Below are 26,371 nucleotides of genomic sequence, written 5' to 3'. Positions count from 1 at the left end.
ATGTTCATCCCGATGCCGTCCTTTCCGGTACGCCGACATGGCGGACCGCGAGCGCGGCGCCCAGACCGATCACCGCGCAGAGGGGCCAGGCGAGCCAGCCGGCCGTGTCGCCCGCCCAGCCGACGGCGACGTTGCCCACCGCGGCGACCAGGCCGGAGGCGAGGTAGAACATTCCGAAGTAGGTTCCGGTGACGCCCTCCCCGCCGAAGGCGGGGATCAGCTCGAGCACGAACGGCTGCGCGATCATCACTCCCATGGCCAGCCCGAGCGCGGCGAGCAGCACCGGGACCAGGCCGGGCAGCAGCGGGGCCAGGAAGGCCGCGCCCATCGTCGCCAGGCCGAGCGCGATGGCCGTGCCACGGCTGAGGCGGTCCTGCAGCCATCGGGTGACGCGCACCTGCAGCAGCAGGGTGGCGACAGTGGACACGAGGAAGAGCGCCGCCACGGAGGCGGCGGAACCGGTGACCTCCGCCGCGCGCATCGGCAGAATGAGGTAGAGCTGGTTCTGCAGCGCGAACATCCCGCTCAGCGCCAGCGTGAAGGCGACGAACCGGCGGTTGGCCAGGCACTCCCGCCAGTCTGCGAGCACCGACCCCCCGGCGGCCGGGACGCTCCGGGGCGGCAGCGTCAGCGCCTGCGCCACCGTCAGCCCGGCGAAGATCAGTGCGGCGACGACGGCCGCCACCCGGAAGTCGACCAGCAGCAGCGCGCCGCCCAGCAGCGGGCCGAGCAGTGCCCCGGTGCTGGCGAACACGTTGAACAGGGAGAACGCCTCCGCGCGGCGGTCACCCGCCTCGGTGGCCAGGTAGGAGCGTACGGCCGGGTTGAACAGCGCTCCGGCCAGCCCCGACAGGACGGAGGCACCGAGCAGCACGGGCAGCGAGCCGTCGATCGCGAAGAGGCCGAAGCCCGCGGCGCGCAGGGCGCACCCCGCGATGATGACGGTTCGCGCGCCGAGCCTGTCGGAGGCGGTCCCGCCGATCAGGAACAGCCCCTGCTGGCTGAGGTTGCGCACGCCGAGCACCACTCCCACGACCGTGGCCGACAGCCCCAGGTCTCCGCCGAGATAGCCGGCGAGATAGGGGACAAGCAGGTAGAACCCGGTGTTGACCCCCATCTGGTTGACCAGCAGGAGGCGCACCGACAGCGGGAAGGATCGGAACGCCCTCATGCCGCCGGCCTGACGCCGAGACCGGGGCGGCCGGAGAGCCGCAACACGCCGTCCTCGCCACCGAGGCCGGTCCAGGGGTCGCGGGCCAGCAGCAGGTGTCCGTCGAGGTCGACCCAGCGGGCCTGCCCGGCCAGGTGCGCGGCCGGGGCGATGCCGAGCGAACTGGAGACCAGGCAGCCCAGCATGACGTCCATACCACCGCGCCGTGCCGCGGCGATGGCGCCGAGCGCGGCCAGCACGCCGCCGCACCTGGCCGTCTTGATGTTGACCCCCTGGACGGCTCCGGCCAGCCGCTCGACCTCGGTCACTCCCCCGGCGTCCTCATCGGCGATCACCGGTATCGGGGACCTCGCGCCGATCCAGGCCAGCAGGTCGGGACGGCCGGGCGGGATGGGCTGTTCGACCGCGTCCAGGTAAGGCATCCGCTCCAGCAGCCCGACGGCCCGCTCGGCGCTCCAGGCGCCGTTCGGGTCGAGCAGCAGGCGCGCGCCGGGAGCGGCGGCCCTGACCGCGGCGACCCGCGCGACGTCGTCGTCCAGGTCGGGCGACCCGGCCTTGATCTTCAGCACGGTGAATCCGCGTGCGTGCAGGCGACGGGCGGTCTCGGCCGCCCGCTCCGTGCCGCAGATCCCGATCGTGTACGCCGTGGGCACCGGCTGCCAGGAGGGAGACCCGGCGAGCCGGTGGACGGGCAGCCCGTCGCGCCCGCCTATCAGGTCCAGCACGGCGGCGTCGAGACCGGCCAGCACTCCCGGCGGGCACGGCAGGCCCGGCAGCTCCGCGAGAAGTGCCTCCGGGTCCGGCCAGGTGCCCAGCCCGTCCAGCGCGGCCGTGACGCGCGGCACATCCAGGCCCAGGTGGACGCTGGTCACGATCTCGCCGTACCCGGTCACCCCGTCGTGATGGAGCGCGATCCTGACGGTGTCGCGCGCGGACATCGTCGAGCGGGAGATCCGGAAGGGCTCGCGCAGCCGCAGCGGGACGACCTCCCAGTCGAGCCTCATACCGGGACCTCCATGGCGCGCAGCGGGTCGACGACCCGGCGGCAGCGCGCCCAGCCCGTCACCTCGACGGCACCCGGGTGGCTGATCTCCAGGGGGCGGGTCGCCGGTCGCCCGGCGAGCCTCCGGGCGCGGAGGTAGTCGTCATTGAAGATCGAGTCGAGGTAGCGGTGCGGCCCGTCGGGGAACACGGTCACCACGCGGGCTCCCGCCTCCACCCGCGCGGTCCAGGCCGCGACGAGCGCGACCGCCCCGGTGCTCCAGCCTCCGGTGACGAAGGTGTGCCTGGCGAGCCGGTGGCAGGCGTCGGCGGCCTCGGCGGGTCCGACCCAGTGCACCTCGTCGAACTCCTCGTAGGCGACATTGCGCGGGTGGATGCTGCTGCCGAGCCCGCGCATGAGGCGGGGACGCGCCGGCTGCCCGAAGATCGTCGAGCCGACCGTGTCGACACCGACGAGCCGTACCCACGGCCAGTGACGGCGGAGCTCGGAGATCACGCCCGCGCTGTGCCCGCCGGTGCCGACGCTGCACACGAGCACGTCGGCCGCGCCCAGCTGGCCGACCAGCTCGCGCGCCAGGGAGGCGTATCCGGCACGGTTGTCGGGGTTGTGGTACTGGTCCGGCCAGTACGCCCCGGGCAGCCGGTCCACGACCTGCCCGAGCCGGTCCAGCCGGGCCCGCTGCCACCCTCCCACGGGGTGCGGCCGGTCGACCGTCTCCAGGCGTGCGCCATACGCCCCCAGCAGGGCGCGCATGCTCGGTTCCAGCTCGGCGTCGACGACGAGCACCACCGGATGCCCGAGGGCCTGACCGGCGAAGGCCAGCCCGATGCCGAGGGTCCCGCTGGTGGACTCCACCACCGGCGCCCCCGGCCTGAGCTCGTTCCTGGCCCGTGCCCCGAGGAGCATGGACACCGCGGCCCTGGCCTTCATGCCACCGGCGCCGAGCCCTTCGAGCTTGGCCCAGAATCCGGGATGCGGGTGGGGCAGCGGGGTCCTGATCCGAGTGACGGGGGTGTTGCCCAGCAGGGCGAGCAGCTCCGGTGCGGAGGTCATCGCGCCTCCTCCGCCCGGTAGCGGTAGACGGTGGTCGGGCCGCCGTCCAGCCAGAAGAACGGGTACGGCTCCGCGGAGACGGCGGTGACCCCGGCGCCGACGAACCGCCGAAGCACGGCGCTGCCGGTCTGGGCGAAGAGCACCAGGGGCTTGCCGGTGCCGCGCGCGTGGCGCAGCAGCGGCTCGAAGGTTCCGTTGCCCAGCGTCATGCCCGAGGCCAGCACCGCGTCGCAGTCGTCGAGGGCGGCCTCGGCGTCGGTCACGTGCGGTTCGCCCCACTCGGTCTCGCCACCTCGCAGGTCGCACGGCACGTAACGGATGCCGCGTTCCCGCAGGCGCTGCAGGAGGGAGTTGACCACGCCGACCACCAGCACACGTCCTCCGGGCCGTACCGGGAGGAGGTCCACGACCGCGGCCGCCCTGGCCAGGGACTTGTCCAGGGATGAGCCAGCGGGAACGGTCACCGCGTCGGCGGGGTCGTGGGGTCGTTCGTGCATCAGATAGGCGTCCAGGGCGGCCGTGCGCACCGCGGCCAGCGGGTGCGACAGCAGCGTGGCCACGTCTCGGCCCAGGCAGTCGTACACCGCGTCGTCGGGTATCCCGTCCGGCTCCACCGCACAGGACCCCACCGCCCCGCCCAGCCGGAGGCTGATCACGTGGTTGCGGTAGCCGTGGCCCCGGGTCGCGTGGCGGGCCCCCTGCCTGGTCACGAACCCGACACTGATCCGCTGCCGCGCGGGGTCGGAGCCCACCCGGCCCGCCAGCACGTCCGCCACCAGGGCGTCCAGGTCGCTCGCGGTCGCCGGTTTCACGCGTACTCCACGGTCAGGCCGGCCACGAGACGTTCGGCCCGGGAGCGGGCGCCCAGGCCCGCGGTGTCGGCGACCATCACGTGCCCGAGGTAGCCGTTGTTGCTCGTCGGCTCACCCGTCGGGAATCCCGGTGCCTTGATCTGCCATTCGACGACGTCGCCGGCCTCGGCGAGCCGCCCGGTGCCGTGGATCGCGGAGAGCGTCCCCGGCTGCCGGGAAAGCAGGAAGGCGATGGCCGCGCTGCGCACCCCGGTGTCGGCGGGGGCCGGCCGGGGCCGCTCTCCCAGCGCGAGCTGGGCATAGGCCATCGGTATGTCGACGCCCGTCACCCGCCGGACCAGCTCAGTGATCTGGTTTCCCGCGGGCCGGGGGTTGATCTCGACGACTCGTGGGCCGTCCGGGGTCAGTTTCAGCTCCGTGTGGGCCACGCCGTGGTCTAGACCGACCGCCGCCAAGGCCGAGAGTGCCGCCTCCCGCGCGGACCGCGCCGTGCCGGGGTCGAGCGCGGCGGGGAACATATGGCCGCTCTCCACGAACCATGGCTCGCCGGCGAGACTCTTGTCGGTGATCCCGATGATGGAGGTCTCACCCTCGAAGGTGATCGACTCGACGCTGATCTCGGGCCCGGTCAGTACCTCCTCCAGCAGGACGACGGGCAGCCGCCGCTGCCGGCGCGCGTTGACGGGGAAGCCCTCCAGCGCCAGGTATGCCTCGCGGAGCTGCTCACGGTCGTCCACCCTGCGCACGTACATCCCGGCGCACAGGTCGACCGGTTTGATCACCAGGGGGTAGCCGATCTCTCCGGCGCGCGCGGCCGTCTCCGGCCATCCGCTCGTGACGGCGAAGGCGGGCCCCGGCAGTCCGGCCTCTCTCAGTGCCTGCCTGGTGAGGTCCTTGCGGTAGGCCCGCTCCACCGCCTCCGGCCCGGCCCCGGGCAGTCCCAGATGGGAGGCGAGGCGCGCGGCCGTCGCGAGGTAGTAGTCGCACGAGGAGATCACACCGTCGAAGCCGAAGACCTCGTGAAGCCGCTCGACGCGCCTCAGGAGCGCGGGGACGTCGTTGGTCTCGGCGGTGACCACGTTGTCGGCGGCGAGCAGGGGGTGCGCGCAGGCCCCGGACGGAACGCGCAGGTAGTGGTGCAGATCACGAGTGAGGAAGGTGAACCGGTGGCCCGCCTCCCGGATCGCTCGGGGAAGGAGGGAGCTCATCGCCCCCACCCAGCTCTCGACCATCAGCAGATGCCCCAAAACGCCTCCTTAGCCATAGGCCGGACAAAAGAGAATGATAATGACTTTCATTTTCTTTGCAACCTCATGGGGGGGTGCCCGCCGGCCTCTCGCATCTGCGCGAACAAAACCTCCGATCTCCACCGAATCTGCACAGAAGACCGTTACGCTCCGGCTTCATGATCAGATCGAGATGGGCGGGCCTGCTGGTGTGGCCGATGGTGCTGCCGTTCGCGGTGTGGGCGGCGCTCAGGACGAGCGGCTGGACCCCGGTCTGGCAGTGGGTCCCCCTGGTGGCCTTCACCCCGTACGCGGCGGTGGCCTCGGTGATCCCGCTGCTCCTGGCCCTGGGGCTGCGCCGCTGGGCGGCCGCGGCCCTCGCCCTGGTCACCGGCGCGGTGCTGGCGACGGCCGTACTCCCCCGCCACTTCGCCGACGGCGACCAGCCCGCCTCGGACGGGCGGCTCCGGGTGCTCGCCGCGAACCTGGCCGTCGGCGCGGGAGACACCGACGCCCTGATGGATCTCGTGCGCTCCCTCGATCCGGACGTGCTGGCCCTCCAGGAGCTCACTCCCGCCGCGCGCGAGCGCCTGGAGGCGACCGGCCTGCGCGAGCGCATGCCCCATGTGGTGGATCGCGCGGTCGGCGGGGTGCACGGCTCCGGCATCTACTCCAGGCATCCCATCACCGAGAGACCCCTGATCGCACTGGGCAGGTTCCGGCAGGCACGGGGGGTGATCAGGCATCCGAGCGGCCACGAGATCGAGGTCGTCTCGGTCCACCCCTGCGCGCCCAGGTACGACTACAAGGTCTGGTGCTGGGACGAGGGGCTGCGGGCGCTGCCCAGGGCGGGCGGGCAGCTGCGGGTACTGGCCGGCGACTTCAACGCCACCCTCGACCACGGGCTGGTACGCGACCTGCTCGGCAGCGGCTACCGCGACGCGGCCGACGTCACCGGGCACGGCCTGGTCCCCACCTGGCCGCAGCAGGGCTGGGAGCCCATGCCCGGCGTGACGATCGACCATGTGCTCGCCGACTCGCGCATGGCGGTCAACAGCTTCGGTGTCCACCCCCTGCCGGACAGCGACCACCGCCCGGTCTTCGCCGAACTCGGCCTGCCCCGGTTCACGGGCCGCTGAGCCGGGCCGCGATGGGCCCGGCCCGGCTCACCCGGGTTCACGGACCGCCGAGCGGGACCCGCCGAGGAACAGCACCAGGGCGAGAAGGGCGTACGGCACCGCGGCGGCCGTGAAGATCGTGGCGTGATCGGTCAGCGCCGAGGCCGCGGCGTAGCCGCCGTAGACGAGGATGGCGCCCACCTCGGTGCCCAGCCCGGCCAGCGAGGTCACGGTGGCACGGGCCGGGCCGGTGATGCTCTCCTGCAGCCGCGCGTCGGCCAGCACCCCCGCCATCTGGAAGGCGCAGAAGGCCGCCGCGACCGCGACGAACCCCGCCGCGACCCCGCTGGCCGCACCCGCGCCGAGCGCCAGCGCTCCGAACGCGAGAAGGGCCGCGAACTCCCCGCCGGTGAAGCTCCGCCCGGCCGCCGCGAGCACGCCGCCGACCGCGACCCCCGCGGAGACCAGGAGCACCACGAGTGGCACGGCCTGCGTGGCGACCCCGGCGCCGGCCGCGAGCAGCGGAACGTACTCCTCCAGCGATCCCCACAGTGCCGTCACCGCCGGCACCAGCAGCAGTGCCCGGCGCGTCGTCCGGTCGGCGCGCGCCTCCCGCAGCCCGGCACGCAGGGTGGCGGCGTAGCCACCCGGCGAGGTCTCCCCCCGCCGCCCGGGTGCGCGATGTTCGGGAAAGGTCAGCGCGACCGCCGCGGCGAGCAGGCAGGCCAGCACACTGCCGGCGCCGACCAGCCGGTAGCCGCCGAAGGCGAACACCGGGGCGGCGACTGCCATGGACGCCATGACGGCGCCCGTGCCGATCGCGCGGGCCCGGCCCATGATCGCGGCATAGCGGCCGGCGGCGCCCAGCCGGTCGAGCTCGGTGTAGACCAGCGCCTCCAGCGCGCCCGACTGCAGCGCTCCCGAGGCGCCCCACAGGACGAAGCCCGCGGCGAACACCCAGTAGGAGGGGGCGGCGACCCACAGACCGAAGCCGAAGGCGGCCACCAGCGGCGCGAGGGCGAGCAACCCGCGCCGCGAGACGGTGTCGGCCCACACTCCTGACGGGACCTCCATCACCACGGAGGTCAGTGACCAGACCACCAGGAGCGAGGAGATCTCAGCGGTCGACAGGCCCGTGTCGACGAAGAGCAACGTATAGAACGGATAGAGCAGGACGAACTCATCAAGAAAGGTGTAGGCGTAGAGCGTCGCGGCCAGGTGCTTCGCGCGCCCGCCGGGCACGCGAAGAGAAGAAGCGGTCATGGGGTCCTTCTCGCGGGGACTGTACGGACTCGGGATGCTCGGCATCTCCGGGGGTCCGCGGCAGCTCGCGCCGGACCGGCCTCTGGTTCAGGATCAATGTCGCCAGGTCATGCCGCCGACCCTACACCCCCGCCCGTCACCGCCTTCTCTTCTCTGGATCGGCCGCCCTTGGTCCGAAGAGCTGATCGCCGCGGCGGCCGAGCGCCCGAACGAGATCACCGGTGTCAGGATGATCTCCGCCCAGGAGCTCGAACGGCTCACCATCGACCACTCCTCACACTCGCAGCCTCATCCCCCGATCACCGGCTGAGGTTCGCCGCCGCCTGCCCGGCTAAGGTCTGATCTTCAAGTTAGATCAAGCTCAGGAGATCCGCGATCAGGTAACGGCCGACTCGCCATCCGCTCCGATCGTGGCCCCTGGCACCGCACCACCTGCCTCGCGTCCTGTCCACCGAGAAAGGAGAGATCCCATGACCACCTTCGTCTTGCTCCCCGGCCCCTGGATGGGTGCATGGGCCTGGGAACCAGTCGCCACCCGCCTGCGCGCCCTGGGCCACCAGGCTCACCCGCTGACCCTGCCAGGCCTGGACGGTCTCTGCGGCGACGCCTCCCACATCGGCCTGAGCAGCCATGTCGACCATGTTCTGGCCGTGCTCGTCAACGCGGATCTGCGCGACGTCGTCCTGGTCAGCCACAGCTACTCCGGCATCGTCGCCGGCCAGGTCGCCGACCGCGCCTCCGGCCGCGTCGCTCACACGGTCTACGTCGAGGCGGTCCTCCCCCGCCATGGCCGGTCGATGCTCCAGGCGTTCCCCCCTGATCAGCAGTCTGGTGAGAACGCCCTCATCGCCGACAACCACGGTTACTGGCCCGCCCCTGACGCCGACCTCCTCTCCGAGGACACCGACCTCACCTCGTACCAGGCGCAGTGGCTGGCCGACCACTGTGTCGGCCATCCCGGCCGCACGATCACCGAGCCGGCCGTTCTCCAGCGCCCCCTCGCCGAGCAGCGCGCCACCTACGTGGTCTGTGCCAAGGACCATGTCGACGATCAGCTGACGCCTGATGTCGCTGTCCTACGGACCGCCCCGACCTGGGCTTTCCATACCATCGACACCGGCCACTGGCCCATGTTCACCGCGCCGGACGAACTGGCCGCACTCCTCGGCCGGATCCGCTGACGCCCGTACACGGTGCGGAACACGCCGGCGTCGGAGATGACCGCCGGTTCCTTCTCCGACCGGCCCGGCCAGGAGCGGGGCACCGAGATGCGCCTGCACTCACCGGGCCCGGTGAGTGCAGGCGGGGCGGGAGACGGAAAACCTCCGGGGACGAACGAGAAGGCCCGACCGCCCCCTCCCGTCTTCCGCGTCGCAAAACGCCGATCAGGCCATCGACTCTGGAGCCGGTGGCCCCGCAATCGACCGGCGCAACGAGCGGGCGTGCGGATAGGCCAGGATCACCGTCCCAGCGACGAGAATCAACACCGTGAACACCCATTCCGACGAGCCCTCCGGGCCGTAGACCCGGTTCATCCGCCCGACGTCGACGGCCCGGGTCTCCCTGCCGATGTGGTGCGAGTCGCGACCGCTGCCGTGGAGCGTCACACCGGTCCGACGCAGCGCACCGTCGTCGGACCGGAACCTCCCGATCCAGCCGCAACTCTCGTGCCCGGGATGCTGGACGCAGTAGAGACGCTCCGCGGTGAACACACCGGGAGTCCCGTCCGCGCGGGCCGCACGCATGACCGGACCGATGTTCGGCACGGCGATGTACAGGAGGAAAGCCCCTATGAGGGTCAGCGCCGTAGTAAAGATCGGGGAGCGCCCGTGCCCGGCCGGTCGGCCCGCCGTCGTCACCGCGCGGGAGCGAGTGCGCAGCCGCAGTGCATCCGGGCACGTTCGGATTCACGGGGACGCCGGTGCAGGAGCATGGCCACCACCATGGGTGCGAACACGACGGCGTTGTAGAACAGGTGAAGCTCCACCCTGGGGACCAGAAGCTGGATGATGCTGGTGGGCACCGGCTTGCCCAGCAGGTTGCCACCGGTCAGTGCCTGTGCCAGTAGCAGGAAGTGCTCCAGGTGGTGCCAGGCCTGAATACCCAGGGTGACGTTCCACCAGGTGCGGGAGCGCCCGGTGAAGCCTTTGCGAAGCAGCAGGAACCCGGCGAGCATTATCAGCGCGTAGCCGTAGTGCATCCATTCCGACTGCACCAGCCATGGGAAGGGCACTCCGAGCACGCCGCGGGCTTCGGGCAGGGGCCAGTCGAGGAAATAGATCTGGACCGCCTGGACGAGGTGCTCCGCCCAGTGGGCCAGCACGATCACGAGGAAGGCGCCCAGTGCCGTCCGGTGATGCCGGCCGTTGAGCGCCGACGGCTGGATCATGGCATTCTGCCTCGGAGTTGTCCGGTTGGCCATGTGTGACCTCTTCGTCGTAGGGGCAGGACGACATGCCTCACGCGATGGCATCGTGTCCGCCCAAGTGTCAGTGCCCGGATGGGATCCGGCACCTCTGGACGTGCTGACTCCACCGAGCGGGAGGCCGGTCGAGCGCGCTCTCATCTGGTCGGCTCTTCCCGCGGACAGGTCCTTCCGCGCCATGCCTGGCCGTGCGGCCCGACACACCGATAGCGCATTTTGAGAAAAGCGCCGCTTCGGCCGGAGCCTCACCCTGGGTGGAGCGTGGTGTGCCGCACGGTTCAGGTGACGAGACGCCACCACACGAGATCCCCATCTCCGAGGAGAGGTACATGGCACGGGACAGCGTCACCACCCAGGTCCTAGGGGATACCCGGTGGTGAGCCACCTTCGTGTTCGTCAACGGGCATCTCCGGCGCGGGCACGGGGTGCTCGTCCTGCTCGGCGGTCTCGTCGGCTTCCCGCTCACGACCGTCCAGCCGACCGGTTTCGCCGGCCAGGCGATTCTGATGACCTCCCCCTTGAATCCCGATCACGAACGTGTCCGGCCAGAAAACGCCGACAGCGAAACGCAGCCCCGAAGACGCCATAGGGGAATTCACGTACGACCATTATCCGATCGGATCCGAAGGCGAATTCAGAAGGCATGATGTCGACTTTATCTGGCTCCTTGCGCAGGCTTCTGCTGGCTCCGCCCCTAGCTGATGTGACTTTCGCCGGGCGAGGTTTCCCTGTGACACAGACGGACGCTACGCGGCGACTGGAGGCCATTCCCCAGGCAGTCGTCTGCGGGTTCGAATGGGGAATCGACGCCCGAGGTCGATGGGAGGTCGAGCAACGCTTGAGCATGGTGGAACCCGAACTGCGGGGATTCGCCTACGAAGGTGCGGCGATGGCCTTCACCATCCTCGACGCCATGGGCGGCGGTCGTGGTCATCGTGTCCGGGACCTGCTGCTCGGCCCAGGACAGCCGCATGTCTTCCTCACCTACATCGGCATCGGTTTCGCCATGGCACGGCTGCCCAGGCCACTGTGGAAGAAGGTCATGCCCGACCTGACCGGGTCGGCGTACTACCCGACGATGAGCTGGCTGGCGGTCGACGGCTACGGCTTCGACCGTGCCTACTTCGACACCGGGCGCTGGGTGGATGGGCAGTACGTTCCCTCGCCGTATCCGTGGGAAGGCTCGCCCGGCTACTTCACACGCGCGGTGGACCAGGGCGTCGGCCGGGCGCTGTGGTTCGTCCACGGCGGCCAGGTGCCGAATGTCGCCGCCTCCGTGCGGCGTTTCGCGAGCCACCGGCAGGCCGACCTGTGGAGCGGCGTAGGGCTGGCCGCGACGTTCGCCGGGGGCTGCGGGGCCGAGGCGCTCTCCACGTTGCACCGGGAGGCCGGCGCACACCGGCCGGAACTGGCTCAGGGCGCGGTCTTCGCGGCCAAGGCCCGCAGTTACGCGGGTTTCGCCCCGACGCATACCGAGACGGCGGTGAGCGTCCTGGCGGGCCTGTCTCTCCAGGACGCCGTCGCTCTCGCCGACGACACCGAGGTGAGCCCTCATGACTCCGGCCCCCTCCCGCAATACGAGCTGTGGAGGCAAAGGGTGCGGGCGCGTTTCCCGGCCTCCGGCGACCCTGTTTCCGCTTGATGCCGCCCCCGTTGAAAACGTGAGCCGAGGGCGCCGGGCGAGCATTCTTCAATTAGCTCCGGAGTTGGATTCGGTTGATCATCGAACTCGTGGAAGGGTTTGGGAGGAAAGGAAATTGAAAAAGGCTCTACGGTCGCTGAGGCGTCATATTCTGACGCCCGGCGTCTCGGAGACGAAGATGGAGACCCGTGGTTTCCACGTGAAGAGTCCCGAGTCCCGGGAACTGCTGGAGACGATCGGCGGAACGTTCCTCCAAGGCTATGCGCACGTCATGGAGGCGCGTTCCGTCACCGAGGCGGAGGGGCGCCTGGAGGAGATCCCCCGGCGGTTCCGCGGATTCGCCTACGAGGGCGCGGGGATGGGTTGTGCCGTCCTCGACGGGTTGCCGTTCGGGAGCGGGAGCAAGGTCGACGACCTCCTCGCCGGACGGGGGCGGGACCACGTGTACATGGTCTACATCGGTATCGGCTGGGCGATGGCGCGACTGCCTCGGTTCCGCTGGCCCAAGAGCACCGGCCTCGACCCGCTGCTGCTGTGGCTCGTACACGACGGCTTCGGCTTCCACCAGGCCTATTTCCACACCCGGCGATACATCGACGAGCAGTATCAGGATCCCGGTTTCCCATGGCCTGCCAGGGACCCCCGGTCCTACGCCGACCGGGCCATCGACCAGGGCATCGGACGGGCGATGTGGTTCATCGGCGGGACCGACGCCGATCGGGTCGCCTCGATGATCGACAAGTTCCCCGAGCGGCGTAACCCCGACCTATGGAGCGGTGTCGGGCTCGCCGCCACGTATGCGGGCGGCGCCTCCGCGGAGGAGCTGCGGAGGTTGTGCGACCGCGCGGGAACCTATCGCTCTCACCTGGCGCAGGGAAGCGCCTTCGCCGCCGAGGCCCGGGTCAGAGCGGGCCTGCTGACGCCGCAGAACGAGGTCGCGACGCAGGTCCTCTGTGGCACGACGCCGGAACACGCCGCGTGGATCAGCCTTGACACCCGTCCCAACGGGACGGTGCGGGGTGGACTACCGGCCTACGAGGTATGGCGGCGGCGCCTTGCAGATCAGTTCGCATCCCTTGGAGGTGTCACCCCGTGACGACGAAGGCCAAATGGCTGTATCGGCAACTACCTGGAATCGTCGCCCTCGGGCTGATGGCGACCATGTTCGTGGCGGGTAATCCGCGCTTCGCGTCCGCGGACAACAGAGCGGCCCTGGCGAGCAAGTACGCGTTCACCCCGTTGAGCGTCGCGATGCCCGGCGGATTCCCCCAGCAGACGATCCGCAAAGTGAACAAGGGCTACGAGAAGATCAGCGCCTGGATCTCCTCCGTCGGCGCCGCGGTCGCGATGAACGACCTGGACGGGGACGGCTTCGACAACGATCTCTGCATCGTCGACACCCGGATAGACCAGGTGGTGGTCACACCTACACCGGGTGAGCGGTCCGACCGGTACGGGCCGTTCGCGTTGACCCCCGGGGCCCTGCCCATGAACAAGGCCATGGCGCCCATGGGCTGCGTCCCCGCCGACCTCAACGAGGACGGCCGCCAGGACCTGCTGGTCTACTACTGGGGCCGCTCGCCGATCCTCTATCTACAGCGGGCCGGCGCGTCGGCGCTCTCCGCCGACGCGTTCCAGCCCGCCGAGCTGGTGCAAGGCTCCGGCGGCGGCGGGTACACCGGCCCCATCTGGAACACCAACGTGGCCACCGTCGCCGACTTCGACGGTGACTCCCACCTCGATGTCTTCATCGGAAACTACTTCGCCGACGGCTCGAAGATCCTGGACGACACCGCGAGCGGCGGAGAAGTGGAGATGAACGACTCCATGTCCCGGGCCTTCAACGGCGGCCGGGACTACTTCTTCCGCTGGACCGGAACGGCGGAAGGCACGCCTGCCTTCCAGAGACTGGACGACGTTCTGCCGGAGGACATCTCGCGGGGCTGGGAACTCGGGGCGACCTCCCTCGATCTGGACGGCGACCAGCTCCCCGAGCTGTTCCTGAACAACGACTTCGGCCCCGACCGGCTGCTGCACAACACGTCCACACCGGGGAACATCAGGTTCTCGCTGGTCGAAGGCGAGCGCACGCCATGGATCCCCAAGTCCAAGACGCTGGGACATGACTCGTTCAAGGGGATGGGTTCGGACACCGCGGACCTCAACCAGGACGGCATCTACGACTTCTTCGTCAGCAACATCACCACGTCGTACGGCATCCAGGAGAGCAACTTCCAGTTCGTCTCCACGGCCAAGGACCAGGCCGATCTGCGCGCGAGGCTGCGCGAGGGCGTGGCCCCGTGGGAGGACCGGAGCGCCCAGGTGCGCACCGCCTGGTCGGGCTGGGGCTGGGACGTCAAGATCCAGGATTTCAACAACAGCGGCGAGCCGGCGATCACTCAGGCCACGGGGTTCGTCAAGGGCTGGGTGAACCGCTGGGCACAGTTGCAGGAACTGGCGGCCGCCAACGACGGTGTCCTGCGCCACCCCACGTCATGGCCGGTCGTCCGGGAGGGCTCGGATCTCTCCGGAAACCAGACTCTCGCCTTCTTCGCCAAGGGCGCGGACGGTCAGTACGCCAACGTGGCCGAAGAACTCGGCCTGGCGGTACCGATTCCCACCCGTGGCATCGCCACGGGTGACTCGAACGGGGACGGGCTGGTCGACTTCGCGGTCGCGCGACAGTTCGGCCCACCGGTGTTCTACCAGAACCAGAGCCCGGCTCCCGGCGACTTCCTCGGGCTCCGGCTGACCCATGAGAGTGCGACGGACGCGAACAGCGCGGTGGCCGGCACGCTCACGGCTCCCGGGTCGCCCGTGGTCGGCGCGCAGGTGAAGGTGACCACCCAACACGGCCGTACGTTCATCGGCCATGTCGACGGTGGCAGCGGCCACTCCGGCAAACGCAGCCACATGGTGCATATCGGCCTCGGACAGAACGTGACCGAGCCGCTGAAGGTGCATCTGACATGGCGCGACCGGACCGGCCAGGTGCGTGAGCAGGATCTCCAGCTCACCCCGGGCCGGCATTCGCTCAAGCTCGGCTCGCAGGCGAAGGAGAAGTGACATGGCCGAGAAGACGAACACCCCTCCCCATCGCGACCCGAAGATCATCAAGGCTCTCCGCAGGTTCGCGATCTCGATCACGATCTTGAACATCCTCGGATACGCCTGGTGGGGATTCGAGCAGGCTTACGCGTGGCCGTTCGTGGCCCTGGCCACCGGTTACTCTGTGGAGATCGCCCTGGAGGCCATCGCGGCCCGGACCGAGGGGCGCGCGCCGAGATTCCTCGGCAACGGCTTCCGTGGGCTGGTGGAGTTCCTCTATCCCGCACATATCACCAGCATCGCCTTGAACATGCTGATCTACGTCAATGACCAGATCCTGATCATGATGTTCGGCGTCATCGTTGCGATCGGCGCGAAGTGGGTGCTCAGAGCGCCGGTCCGTGGCCGCCTGCGGCACTTCATGAACCCGTCCAACTTCGGTATCACGGTGATCCTGATCGTTTTCCCGTGGGCCAGCATCGCGCCGCCATACCACTTCAGTGAGAACGTCGCCAACCCCATCGACTGGATCATCCCCGTCGTCATCATCATCTTGGGCACCATGCTCAACTCCAAGCTCACCAACCGCATGTGGCTGATCGGCGCCTGGGTGGGCGGGTTCGCTCTGCAGGGGATCATCCGAGGTTTGATCATCGACGACACCTCGATCCCCGGCAACCTGTCGATGATGACCGGCATCGTCTTCGTCCTCTTCACCAACTACATGATCACCGATCCGGGGACGACCCCGTCCAGGCCCCTCGCACAGGTCGCCTTCGGCGGCGGTACGGCCGCCATATACGGCCTGCTCACCGGAATGAACATCCCGTATGGGCTGTTCTTCTCCACCGCCGCCGCCTGCCTGATCCGCGGCGGGTTCCTGTGGGCCCTGTACGTCGTCGACAGGGCCCGCGAGCAGGAGACGGCCCAGGCCCGGACCGAGGCGCCCCCCGCACTCACCGCCCCGCCGGGAGAGGTCGCCAAGGTATGACCAGGATCGCGATCGTCGGCATGGCATGCCGCTACCCCGACGCGTCCTCTCCACGGGAACTGTGGGAGAACGCCCTCGCCGGTCGCCGCGCCTTCCGTCGGCTGCCCGACGTGCGTATGCGCCTGGAGGACTACTGGGACGCCGACCCGGCCGCTCCCGACCGTTTCTACGCGCGTAACGCCGCCGTCATCGACGGGTACGAGTTCGACAGGGTCGCTCACAAGATCGCTGGAAGCACCTATCGCTCAACCGACCTCACGCACTGGCTCGCCCTCGACATGGCAGGGCGGGCATTGTCCGACGCGGGCTTTCCCCAGGCCGAGGGCCTTCCCCGCGAACGCACCGCGGTGATCGTGGGCAACACCCTCACCGGCGAGTTCACCAGGGCCAACATCCTGCGCCTGCGCTGGCCGTATGTGCGCCGCACGGTCGGCGCCGCGCTCAACGAGGAGGGCTGGGACGACGACCGGCTGACCAGGTTTCTCGACAACCTCGAGACCGCCTACAAGAGCCCGTTCCCACCCATCGACGAGGACACTCTCGCCGGTGGCCTGTCCAACACGATCGCCGGTCGTATCTGTAACCACTTCGATCTCAACGGCGGCGGCTACACGGTCGACGGGGCGTGTTCCTCATCGCTGCTCTCGGTGACGACGGCGGCGAAGGCACTGGCGGACGGTGAGGTCGATGTCGCGATCGCCGGTGGAGTCGACCTGTCCATCGACCCGTTCGAGATCGTGGGATTCGCCAAAACCGGCGCCCTGGCCAAAAGCGAGTTCCGGCTCTACGATCGCGGGTCCAACGGCTTCTGGCCCGGTGAGGGCTGCGGCGTCGTCGTGCTGATGCGCGAGGCGGATGCCCGCGACGCCGGACGGCGGATCTACGCCACCGTCGTCGGCTGGGGCATCTCCTCCGACGGCAGGGGAGGCATGACCCGGCCCGAGATCGCCGGCTACCAGCTGGCACTGCGCCGCGCCTATGACCGGGCGGGTTTCGCCATCGAGACCGTGGAGCTGTTCGAGGGCCACGGCACCGGCACAGCGCTCGGCGACGCGACCGAGCTCAAAGCACTGGCGAGCGCCAGAGCCGCAGCCGGTTCCCCCGCCACGCCCGCGGCGATCAGCTCGATCAAGGCGATGATCGGACACACCAAGGCCGCGGCAGGGGTGGCCGGCCTGATCAAGGCCACGATGGCGGTGCACGAGCAGGTCCTGCCGCCCACCATCGGCTGTGTCGACCCCCATCCGGTGCTGGCCGAGGAACCGGTGTCGCTGCGCGTCCTGCGCAAAGCCGAGGCCTGGCCCGCCGACACCCCGGTGCGCGCGGGCGTCACGGCCATGGGATTCGGCGGTATCAACACCCACATCGTGCTGGAGAACGCGGCACCGCGGCGGCGCACCGCGCTTTCCGCCCGCACCAGGGCGCTGGCCTCATCGCTCCAGGACGCCGAGTTGCTTCTCGTCGACGCGGCTTCACCGCAGGCGCTGCGCGGCCGGCTCGCGGAGCTGGCCGACTTCGTGCCGCGAGTGTCCTACGCCCAGCTCGCCGACTTGGCGGCGACGCTCCAGCGAGAGCTGCGGGACTCGCCGTACCGGGCCGCGGTGGTCGTCTCCTCACCCGACGACGCGGAACGGCAGCTGAGGAAGGTGCTGGACTCCTACGACGCGGGCGAGCCCCGGCTGCTTGCCGCGAGCGGACGGGCGTTCCTCAGCCGCGCGGCCGGGACCGGCCGTGTCGGCTACCTCTTCCCCGGCCAGGGGTCGGGCCACGGGACCGGCGGCGGCGCGCTGCGCCGGCGCTTCACCGAGGCCGAGGAGATCTATGTCAGGGCCGCGTTGCCCGCGACCGGCGACATGGCGGCCACCGCGGTCGCGCAGCCGCGCATCGTGATCGGTTCCTTGGCCGGCCTGCGCACGCTGTCCACTCTCGGGGTGGAGGCCGACGTCGCGGTGGGGCACAGCCTGGGCGAGCTCTCGGCCCTCCGGTGGGCTGGCGCGTTCGACGAGGAGACCCTGCTGCGCCTGGCGTTCCTGCGCGGCCAGACCATGACCGAGCACAGCGAGATTGGCGCCATGACCGGCGTTGGTGCGACATCTGACGTGGTGATCGAGCTGGTGTGCGACCTGCCCGTGGTGATCGCAGGGTACAACGGGCCGGCTCAGACCGTTGTCGCCGGCCCGTTCGAGGCGGTCGAGGCCGTCGAGCGCAGAGCCGCGGAGGCGGGCGTGCGGTGGACCCGCCTGCCGGTCTCCCATGCCTTTCACTCGCCGCTTGTGGCGCCGGCGGCCGAGGCCTTCGGCGCGCGGCTCACCGAAGAGGACTTCGGTCCTCTCCTCGGGCGGGTCGTATCCACGGTCACCGGTGAGGTGCTGGCATCGAACACCGACCTCCGGGCCCTGCTTCGCAGGCAGATCACCGACTCCGTGTTGTTCGCGCAGGCGGTGGAGCGCGCGGCCAAGGAGGTCGACCTGCTCATCGAGGTCGGCCCTGGCCGGGTGCTCAGTGGGCTGGCCGCCGATGTGACGGACGTGCCCGCGGTGGCGCTGGACACCGACGACGAGTCACTGACCAGCTTGCTCCGGGTGGTGGGCGCCGCTTACGTCCTCGGTGTCCCCGTCCTCCACGAGGAGCTCTTTCACGGTCGGCTGGTCCGGCCGCTGAAGGTCGGGGCCGAGTTCACGTTTTTCGCCAGCCCCGCCGAGCAGGCACCGGAGGTCGCGATCCGCGGAACCGCACGACGGGTTGCGGAGAAAGCACCCGGGGACGTCCCGGTGCGATCGGAGGGGCGAACCGCGGAGTCGAGCATCGATCTGCTGCGCCGTCTGGCGGCCGAGCGTGCCGAGCTGCCGCTCGACATGGTGCACGAGGACAGCAGGCTGCTGGACGAGTTGCACCTGAGCTCGGTCACGGTGATGCACATCATCGACCACGCCGCCCAGCGACTGGGCGTTCCCGCGGCCCAGGCGCCGATGAACCTGGCCGGCGCGAGCCTGCGCGAGCTGGCCGAGGCGCTCGACGCGGTCGCCGGGACCGCCCCGGACTCCGCCGGTGCCACGGCTGTGTCACCGGCGGCGGGAGCCGCCCCCTGGGCCAGGCCGTTCATCGTCGATCTCGACGAGTCGCCGCTTCCCGCGCGGACCACGCCTCAGGAGAGCGGGCGGTGGCAGGTGTACGCGGCGGAGGAGACCCCTCTCGCCGAGCCACTGCGCCGGGCTCTCGAACGGGAGAAGGTCGGTGCCGGTGTGCTGGTCTGCCTGCCTCGGGACTGCACGGTGGAACATCTGGAGCAGGCGCTCCGGGGTGCGAAGATGGCCGTCGGCGCTCCGGCGGGCAGCCGGTTCGTCCTGGTCCAACACGGTCGAGGCGCGGCCGGCCTGGCCAAGACGCTCCGGTTGGAGGCCCCGCACCTCCGTACCACCATCGTGCATGTACCTCCGAAACCGGAGGCGGTCGGCTGGGCGGCGGCCGAGGTCGCGGCGACCGTGGACTACTCCGAGGTGTACTACGACGCGGACGGCGTACGGCGGGTACCGACGATGAGAGCGCTGCCGGTACGCGCCGCCGTCCCCCGGCAGCCCTTGGGCGGGACCGATGTCCTGCTGGTCACCGGCGGCGGCAAGGGCATCACCGCCGAGTGCGCGTTGGCCGTCGCCGTCGACAGCGGCGCGAAGCTGGCCGTGCTGGGCCGCTCCGACCCGGCCGACGACCAGGAACTGGCCGGCAATCTGCGGCGGATGGCGGACGCCGGGGTGACCGTGCACTACACCCGGGCCGACGTTACCGACATCGACCAGGTACGGCGCGCCGTCGCCGAGGCAGGGACGCTCCTGGGGCCCGTCACAGCGGTGCTCCACGGAGCCGGCCGTAACGAGCCCGCGGGTCTGACCGGCCTCGACATGGCCGCGTTCCGGCGTACGTTCGCCACCAAGGTAGACGGCCTGCGCAACGTGCTGGCCGCCGTCGAACCCGGCAGGCTGCGTATGCTGGTGTCCTTCGGCAGCATCATCGGCCGGGCCGGACTGCACGGCGAGGCTCACTACGCCACCGCCAACGAATGGCTGGCCGACCTCACCCGCGAGGTGGCCGAGCGGCACCCGCGATGCCGCACCGTCTGCATGGAGTGGTCGGTCTGGTCCGATGTCGGCATGGGAGAACGGCTGTCGGTCGTGGACGGCCTGGCCCACAGGGGCATCACGCCGATCTCTCCGGAGCAGGGCGTGCAGATCATGCGGCGGTTGGTCTCCGACCCCGACGTGCCCGCCATCGTCGTGATCAGCGGGCGCACCGAGGGCATAGGCACCGTCCGCTACGACCTGCCGGCGCTGCCACTGCTGCGGTTCGTCGGCAAGCCGCTGATCCGTTACCACGGGGTCGAGTTCGTCAGCGAGGTCGAGCTGAACGCCGGAACCGACCTGTACCTCGCCGACCACCTCCTCGACGGCAACCTGCTCTTCCCCGCTGTGTTCGGCATGGAGGCCATGGCGCAGGTGGCGTCGGCGGCCATCGGCCGAGGTGGCGTACCGGTGATCGAGGATGCCGGGTTCGTGCGGCCGATCACCGTACCGCCGAACGGCAGCGGCACGATCCGGATCGCCGCCGTCGTCACCGACGACGACACCGTGGAGGCGGCCATCCGTAGCGCGGAGACCGGCTTCGAGGTGGAGCACTTCCGGGCTCGGCTGAGGTTCACCGACGAGGGTGTTCCGGATGGACCCCCCGTCCAGGTCGGCGGAGGGCTGCCGCCGGTGCCCCTGGATCCGGCCGATGAGATGTACGGGGACGTGCTGTTTCAGGGGCGGCGCTTCCAGCGACTGCGCCGCTACCACCGGGCCTCGGCCCGCCATGTCGACGCTGACGTGACGGTACTGGAGGAGGTGGACTGGTTCGCCAGATTCCTCCCCGCCGACCTGCTCCTCGGCGACCCCGGCATGCGGGACGCCCTCATGCACGGTAATCAGGTATGCGTGCCCGACGCCACGTTGCTGCCCACCGGGATCGAGCGCATCTACTCCGGTGGTGCCGCGTTGGCCGCGGCGGGCGAGTTACGTTACAGCGCCGCCGAGCGAGAGCGCGACGGCGACACCTACCTCTACGACATCGCCGTGCGTGACCCCTCCGGTCAGGTCGTGGAACGGTGGGAGGGCCTGCGCCTGCAGGCGGTCCGCAAAAAGGACGGCCGCGGCCCCTGGCGGATCCCGCTGCTCGGGCCCTACCTGGAACGGACGCTCCAGGATCTGATCGGCGTCCAGGTTTCGGTTGCCGTGGAGCCGCACCACCGGGACGGCGTGGAAGACGGCGAGGAGCGTCCGGCCCGGGCGGTGGTGGCGGTGGGACGAGCACTCGGTCACCGGGAGAGGCCGCAGCACGGACCGGGCGGGCGCTTGAAGATCGACGGTGGCCGGATGGTCGTGGCGGCTCACGGTGCGGGGCTGACGATGGGTCTCGCGGCGGCGTCCACGGTGGGCGGAGCCATCGCTCAGGCGACCGAGCGGCCGGTGGCCGAGTGGGACGAGTCGCTCGGCTCGCACGCGCCACTCGTTCGGCAGGTCGTCGCTCGGACGGGGGAGAGGTTCGGCACCGCGGCGGCACGTGTGTTGTCCGCTGTCGAGTCGCTGCGGAGCGCCGGCTTGGCACCGAACGTTCCCCTGGCCCCGGCAGGGCGAGGTCCGTGGGTGGTCTTCTCCTCGGACGGTCTGTGGGTCGCGACATTCGCCACGACGGTGTGGGACGTCCCGGATCCGATCGTGCTGGCAGTTCTCACCGAAGGACGGTGATAGGTCATGAGCAAGTACTTCGAATACACCCACACGGTCGGCTTCGAAGAGACGAACATCGTCGGCAACGTCTACTACGTCAATTATCTTCGCTGGCAGGGACGCTGCCGGGAGATGTTCCTGAAGGAACGGGCACCTGAGGTGCTCGCCGATCTGCGGGACGACCTCAAGCTCTTCACGCTGAAGGTCGACTGTGAGTTCTTCACCGAGATCACAGCCTTCGACGAGTTGTCGATCAGGATGCGTCTGGTCGATCTCGCGCAGACCCAGGTCGAGTTCAGCTTCGACTACGTCCGGCTCGACGCCGGCGGGGCGGAGACGCTCGTCGCCCGTGGCCGGCAGCGAGTGGCCTGCATGCGCGGGCCCAACACCCGCACGGTCCCGGCCAGGGTTCCCGAATCGCTGCTCAGGGCGCTTGAGCCGTACGCCTCGTAGGCGCGGATCCAGACGGTGAGTCAGGAGGTCGCTGTGAACGTCCAGTCGGCTGGACCGCCGGCACGATCACCGGTGCGCCGCCCGATGGCACCGTCACCCGTTCCGGGGATGGGGCGCGACGCATCCAGATAACACGATCTTCATCGGAAAGTCGTCCTCCACCGACCGGCAGGGCGACCGGCGCACATTTCACCGACTGGCCTTCACCTGGAAAGAGACGGCAGAATGACGGAATCCCCCCTGTCGCAGGCAGGGCATCTGGTGCCGCCGGGGCCCCCGCGCACGGCGACGGCGGGCCTGTTCAGGAAGCTGGTGACGGATCGGCTCGCGTTGCTCACCTCGGCCGCGTCGAAGTACGGCGACGCGGTCCGGCTGGCCATCGGCCCCAAGACCCTCTACCTCTTCAACCACCCCGACCACGCCAGGCACGTACTGGCCGACAACAGCGCCAACTACCGCAAGGGAATCGGCCTCACCGAAGCACGGCGGGCCATCGGCGACGGTCTGCTGACCAGCGAGGGCGAACTGTGGCGCGAGCAGCGAAAGATCATCCAGCCGATGTTCCAGAGCCGGCGGATCGCCCAGCAGGCCGAGGTCGTCGCGGATGAGGCCGCGAAGCTGGTGAACCGGTTGCGCGCGCACTCGGGCGGAAAGTCGATCGACGTGGTCCAGGAGATGACCGGGCTCACCCTCGGAGTGCTCGGCCGGACCCTGCTTGACACCGAGCTGGACGCCTTCGACTCGATCGGGCGCTCCTTTACGGCCGTCCAGGACCAGGCCATGTTCGACATGGTGTCGCTGAGCATGGTGCCGACGTGGGCGCCGCTCCCCAAGCAGTGGCGTTTTCGCGGGGCCCGCAAGGAGTTGTACCGGGTCGTCGACCACCTCGTGGCCGACCGCTTGGCGCGTCCCACCGACGGAGACGACGTCATATCCCGTCTGATCGCCTCAACCCACCAGGAGGCCGACGCTCGCGTCGGCCGGCGGCGCATGCGCGACGAGCTGGTGACACTGCTGCTCGCCGGGCATGAGACGACGGCGAGCACGTTGTCGTGGGCCTTCTATCTCCTTGACCGGCACCCGGAGGTGCGGGCCCGATTGCGGGCGGAGGCCGTGGAAGTGCTTGGGGACCGGCCGCCGAACGCCGATGATCTTCACCGGCTGAGGTACACCACGATGGTCGTGCATGAGGTCATGCGCCTTTATCCACCGGTGTGGGCCCTGCCGCGGCGGGCCCGGCAGGACGACGAGATCGGCGGCTACCATGTACCCGCCGGCGCCGATGTCATGATCAGCCCGTACACGCTGCACCGGCATTCGGACTTCTGGAATGACCCCGGACGGTTCGCTCCCGACCGGTTCGATCCCGACTGCCAGGGGAACCGGCCGCGATACGCCTATATCCCGTTCGGCGCCGGTCCCCGGTTCTGCATCGGCAACCACCTCGGACTGATGGAGGCCATATTCGTGATCGCCATGGTCACCCGTGATCTTCACCTGGCCGGTGTGTCCGGGTATGACGTGGTCCCGGAGGCCATGCTGTCCCTGCGGGTGCGCGGTGGACTGCCGATGACCGTACACGAACTGTGAGCCGGACGGTGGCCGAGCCGCCTGGTTCGGCGGATGGTCAGGTGGCGGCCACCAGGAGCACGTCCCGCAGCATCAGAAGTACCGGGGGGTCGAAGGGATGCATGGGCCTCAGCTGGAGATCGACGAATCGCGTGTCGTTGTCGGAGGAGGCGACGACGGGGCCGCCGTACCCGATGTAGAGCGTCTCGTCTCCGCCCGGCGGGTGGTCGACGGCGTCCGCCCGGTCGGCGATGATGGACTGCCCCATCAGGTGCCAGTTGCCCGCGGGGACGTTCGACAGCGTGTAGGGGCCGGGCCTGCGCAGCACCACGTGACTTATCGGCTGTCCTTCGAGGATCCGGCCGGGGAACAACCCGACGAAGACGGGTTGTTCCCCCAGGGGAGAGAAGACGGTGCCGCGGACGGTCGTCGTCCCAGGGGCGGACAGGTCCGAACCGTCACCACAGAAAGGCGCGGGTACGACGCCGTCGCTCTGGCGGTAGCCGCTCGGCGGGATCCCGACACTGCTGGTGAACCGGGAACTGAAGGTGCCCACACTGGAGTATCCGACGCGGTGGCTGATGTCCGTGACGGTCAGCGAGGTCGAGGAGAGGAGCCGCTTGGCCTCCTGGAGGCGTACCGCGGACAGGAACCGCCCAGGGGAAAGCCCGGTGACCCGTTGGAAGACACGGGAGAAGTGGAACTTGCTGAACATCGCCGTTCTGGCCAGGTCGTCGATGGTGAGTTGTTCACTGAAGTTCTCGTACATGCTCCGGACGACCCGCAGAACGGCCTGCTCGATCTCTTTTTCCATTATTCCTGCCGAGCTAAGATGGTTTTTAGGAATCGATGAAGAATAATTCCCACTCGTCCGGGCTGCCGGCTGGTCGCTGTACGGATCGCAATGCGACACCTTGACGCTGAGGCTTCACCTGGATACTCGATGAACCACCTCGAGCCTTCCACTCCCCGAACGGTATCGCTGATGATGTTCTCAGGTACTGACGGCCATGAATTCAAATACTCAGTCCAGGTACGCTGAACGGCTCCGAGTGGAACACCGCCACCCGCAGTCGACGATCGGGTCCGGGCAACGCGACGGGCAATACCGACAGATCACCGAAGAAGTGGTACCTGATGTCGGCGAACGCACATCCCATCGCGGATCTCCGTACCGCCTCGAAGCCGGAAGGCATGGCAGGAGCCCGGTTTGGTCGTGGCGGCCGAGATACTCAGCAAGGGCGTCCTCCGGTGTCACATGAACTTCGCAACCGAGTGGCACACGGGCGCCCAAGGCGAGCCGGGCCGCCGGTTCGTGCGGAGATCGCAATATACGATAACGAGTCAGGCAGGTGGAGAGCATACCCTGACCAATGAGGTCCGGAATTCATCAGGTCGGTTCTTGTCATGAAAATTTCCCTCGGGTCGAGTTGATATCCCAGTCGAAAGTCGAAACGTCTGAGATTGTGCCACAAGGCGCGGACCGAAAGGCGTTCACCGATGCTATTGTCGGCAGTCCCGGAAGGCGTTTCCGCTTCACCCGAACACGCCCCCCCGGGGGGACGGGGCCACATCGCACCTGACGACATGGTCACCGTGTGCTCACCCATTGGTCATCATCCGCAAGATGGATATCGGATCCCCCGAAAAGGGGATGCTCCTACATTGTGCGGCCGATTAGGTCTCGATCGTCGCGGAGGCGGCGGCCGGCGCGATCGGCTCGACCGTTCGCCACATCCCACCCGGCCCTCGCCCTTGACCACCCCGTTCAGGAAGGCTCGTCATGACCGCCCCCTTCCAGCGGTCCCCGGACGCGGCACTCCTCCAGGCCGGCGAATGTCACGTCTGGTGGGCCGACCCACGCGACCACCCCATCAACACCATTGCCCGCGTCCTGAGCCCCGCCGAACAGGATCGAGCCGCACGCTACCGCCGCGAAGGGGACAGGCACCGTTTCATCACCGGCGGCTGGTTGTTGCGCACCGCCGCCGCCACCTACCTGGGTGTCAGCCCGGCTGCCGTGCCTGTCATCCGCCCATGCCCTCGATGTAACGAGCCTCACGGTAAACCCCAGGTCCCCCATACCGGTCTACACGTATCGGTCTCCCACGCCGGCGACCGCGTCGCCGTCGCCCTGAGCACCGCCGGCCCTGTCGGGGTCGACGTGGAAGCCGTTCCCACCACTCCCCCGGAGGAACTGGCCCGCCGTGCCCTGTCCTCCGCCGAGCGGGCGGCCCTGGCGGACCTTCCCGCCCACACCCGGAACGCCGCCTTCATCCGCTTGTGGGTCTGCAAGGAAGCCGCGCTCAAGGCGACCGGCCATGGTCTGAGCATTGCTCCCGATCAGGTCCATATCAGCCACCCCCACACCAACCCCACTCTGGTCAGCTGGCCCTTGAGGGATACTCCGCCAGGCGACGTCCGGCTCCACCTGCTCAAGCCCGTCCCCGGCTACCACGCCGCCGTCGCGATCATCACTACCGAGACGATCACCATCGCAGAGATCACCGCCTGTCCCACCGGCGCACGGCCAGGGCCGTCACAGTGACCTACAGGCCGGTCTCCAGTGCCCGGCCCCTAGCCCTCCCGTCCCGCGCTCTCTCCAGACGCGACAGGGCCAAGCCCAGGGCAGGTGAGCGACACCCGAGGGGAGAGATCTCGACGGGGTCCGGGAACGGCCAGAAGATCACCGACGCGCGGGGCGGCAAATGCCTGCTTGGCGGATCGACCACGCTCGGCCTGGAGGCGTCGCCCGAGTCGTTCGGCGACCTCACCCATCCGGCCGGGCCCGATCCGCACGGTAGGCCTTCCCCTCCGGCGGCCAGGCGCCGGCCACCGCCG

Annotated in this window: 20 protein-coding genes; 11 read left to right on the top strand and 9 right to left on the bottom strand. The window is 69.5% G+C overall.

What is annotated here, in order from left to right; all coding sequences use genetic code 11:
* Window positions 1–4 precede the first annotated feature (4 nt).
* The 5 genes from AB0J58_RS16450 to AB0J58_RS16430 are packed head-to-tail and all read right to left on the bottom strand — an operon-like array spanning window position 5 to window position 5,286.
* Entirely contained in the window at window positions 5–1,171 is a 1,167-nt protein-coding gene (locus tag AB0J58_RS16450) for an MFS transporter (RefSeq protein ID WP_364216016.1), read from the bottom strand.
* The gene (locus AB0J58_RS16445; RefSeq protein ID WP_364216013.1) at window positions 1,168–2,175 is read right to left on the bottom strand and encodes an enolase C-terminal domain-like protein; all 1,008 of its coding nucleotides are present in this window, start codon (window positions 2,173–2,175) and stop codon (window positions 1,168–1,170) included. Before AB0J58_RS16445 ends, AB0J58_RS16450 begins: the two co-directional genes overlap by 4 nt.
* Window positions 2,172–3,227 carry a PLP-dependent cysteine synthase family protein gene (locus tag AB0J58_RS16440; RefSeq protein ID WP_364216010.1) on the bottom strand — a complete coding sequence of 352 codons (1,056 nt, stop codon included), beginning with the start codon at window positions 3,225–3,227 and terminating at the stop codon, window positions 2,172–2,174. The genes AB0J58_RS16445 and AB0J58_RS16440 overlap by 4 nt, the downstream gene beginning before the upstream one ends.
* On the bottom strand, window positions 3,224–4,039 hold the full coding sequence (locus tag AB0J58_RS16435) for a DUF364 domain-containing protein (protein ID WP_364216007.1): 816 nt from the start codon (window positions 4,037–4,039) through the stop codon (window positions 3,224–3,226). Before AB0J58_RS16435 ends, AB0J58_RS16440 begins: the two co-directional genes overlap by 4 nt.
* A complete protein-coding gene (locus tag AB0J58_RS16430; RefSeq protein ID WP_364216004.1) occupies window positions 4,036–5,286 on the bottom strand; it encodes an ATP-grasp domain-containing protein in 1,251 nt (416 codons plus the stop codon). Before AB0J58_RS16430 ends, AB0J58_RS16435 begins: the two co-directional genes overlap by 4 nt.
* Before the next feature lie 158 nt (window positions 5,287–5,444).
* Here AB0J58_RS16430 and AB0J58_RS16425 point away from each other — a divergent pair, with 158 nt between their 5' ends.
* The gene (locus tag AB0J58_RS16425) at window positions 5,445–6,404 is read left to right on the top strand and encodes an endonuclease/exonuclease/phosphatase family protein (protein WP_364216001.1); all 960 of its coding nucleotides are present in this window, start codon (window positions 5,445–5,447) and stop codon (window positions 6,402–6,404) included.
* 27 nt (window positions 6,405–6,431) lie between these two features.
* Here AB0J58_RS16425 and AB0J58_RS16420 read toward each other — a convergent pair whose 3' ends face one another.
* Window positions 6,432–7,646 (bottom strand): MFS transporter, encoded by a 1,215-nt coding sequence (locus AB0J58_RS16420; protein ID WP_364215998.1) that lies wholly within the window; start codon window positions 7,644–7,646, stop codon window positions 6,432–6,434.
* Between the two features lie 34 nt (window positions 7,647–7,680).
* Between AB0J58_RS16420 and AB0J58_RS16415 the strand changes: the two genes are divergently transcribed.
* Window positions 7,681–7,956, top strand: a complete 276-nt coding sequence (locus AB0J58_RS16415) for a hypothetical protein (protein ID WP_364215995.1) — start codon at window positions 7,681–7,683, stop codon at window positions 7,954–7,956.
* Between the two features lie 160 nt (window positions 7,957–8,116).
* Window positions 8,117–8,827 (top strand): alpha/beta hydrolase, encoded by a 711-nt coding sequence (locus AB0J58_RS16410; protein ID WP_364215992.1) that lies wholly within the window; start codon window positions 8,117–8,119, stop codon window positions 8,825–8,827.
* A gap of 204 nt (window positions 8,828–9,031) precedes the next feature.
* Here AB0J58_RS16410 and AB0J58_RS16405 read toward each other — a convergent pair whose 3' ends face one another.
* A complete protein-coding gene (locus AB0J58_RS16405; RefSeq protein WP_364215989.1) occupies window positions 9,032–9,412 on the bottom strand; it encodes a hypothetical protein in 381 nt (126 codons plus the stop codon).
* A gap of 89 nt (window positions 9,413–9,501) precedes the next feature.
* The gene (locus AB0J58_RS16400; RefSeq protein ID WP_364215986.1) at window positions 9,502–10,035 is read right to left on the bottom strand and encodes a hypothetical protein; all 534 of its coding nucleotides are present in this window, start codon (window positions 10,033–10,035) and stop codon (window positions 9,502–9,504) included.
* Window positions 10,036–10,714: 679 nt separating this feature from the next.
* On the opposite strand from AB0J58_RS16400, the gene AB0J58_RS16395 reads away from it, so the two are divergent.
* From AB0J58_RS16395 to AB0J58_RS16365, 7 genes are all read left to right on the top strand, one after another.
* Window positions 10,715–11,713 (top strand): DUF1702 family protein, encoded by a 999-nt coding sequence (locus tag AB0J58_RS16395; RefSeq protein ID WP_364215983.1) that lies wholly within the window; start codon window positions 10,715–10,717, stop codon window positions 11,711–11,713.
* Window positions 11,714–11,828: 115 nt separating this feature from the next.
* Window positions 11,829–12,809, top strand: coding sequence for a DUF1702 family protein (locus tag AB0J58_RS16390; RefSeq protein ID WP_364215980.1), 981 nt, complete (start codon window positions 11,829–11,831; stop codon window positions 12,807–12,809).
* The gene (locus AB0J58_RS16385; protein ID WP_364215977.1) at window positions 12,806–14,779 is read left to right on the top strand and encodes a CRTAC1 family protein; all 1,974 of its coding nucleotides are present in this window, start codon (window positions 12,806–12,808) and stop codon (window positions 14,777–14,779) included. Before AB0J58_RS16390 ends, AB0J58_RS16385 begins: the two co-directional genes overlap by 4 nt.
* 1 nt (window position 14,780) lies before the next feature.
* Window positions 14,781–15,752, top strand: a complete 972-nt coding sequence (locus tag AB0J58_RS16380; RefSeq protein ID WP_364215974.1) for an enediyne biosynthesis protein — start codon at window positions 14,781–14,783, stop codon at window positions 15,750–15,752.
* Entirely contained in the window at window positions 15,749–21,526 is a 5,778-nt protein-coding gene (locus AB0J58_RS16375) for a type I polyketide synthase (RefSeq protein ID WP_364215972.1), read from the top strand. Before AB0J58_RS16380 ends, AB0J58_RS16375 begins: the two co-directional genes overlap by 4 nt.
* Before the next feature lie 6 nt (window positions 21,527–21,532).
* Window positions 21,533–21,961: an acyl-CoA thioesterase gene (locus AB0J58_RS16370; RefSeq protein WP_364215969.1), complete on the top strand. Its 429-nt coding sequence runs from the start codon at window positions 21,533–21,535 to the stop codon at window positions 21,959–21,961.
* A 225-nt stretch (window positions 21,962–22,186) separates the two neighbouring features.
* Window positions 22,187–23,551 (top strand): cytochrome P450, encoded by a 1,365-nt coding sequence (locus AB0J58_RS16365; RefSeq protein WP_364215967.1) that lies wholly within the window; start codon window positions 22,187–22,189, stop codon window positions 23,549–23,551.
* A 37-nt stretch (window positions 23,552–23,588) separates the two neighbouring features.
* On the opposite strand, the gene AB0J58_RS16360 is transcribed toward AB0J58_RS16365, so the two are convergent.
* Window positions 23,589–24,344 carry an AraC family transcriptional regulator gene (locus AB0J58_RS16360; protein WP_364215964.1) on the bottom strand — a complete coding sequence of 252 codons (756 nt, stop codon included), beginning with the start codon at window positions 24,342–24,344 and terminating at the stop codon, window positions 23,589–23,591.
* 969 nt (window positions 24,345–25,313) lie between these two features.
* On the opposite strand from AB0J58_RS16360, the gene AB0J58_RS16355 reads away from it, so the two are divergent.
* Window positions 25,314–26,078: a 4'-phosphopantetheinyl transferase superfamily protein gene (locus tag AB0J58_RS16355; RefSeq protein ID WP_364215961.1), complete on the top strand. Its 765-nt coding sequence runs from the start codon at window positions 25,314–25,316 to the stop codon at window positions 26,076–26,078.
* The last annotated feature ends 293 nt before the right edge of the window (window positions 26,079–26,371 follow it).

Origin of the sequence: Streptosporangium sp. NPDC049644, from assembly GCF_040675205.1 — a bacterium.
In the GTDB taxonomy this organism is placed as follows: domain Bacteria; phylum Actinomycetota; class Actinomycetes; order Streptosporangiales; family Streptosporangiaceae; genus Streptosporangium; species Streptosporangium fukuiense.
The sequence above is the reverse complement of the archived record's forward strand: the minus strand, read 5'-3'. Positions and strand labels throughout refer to the sequence as shown.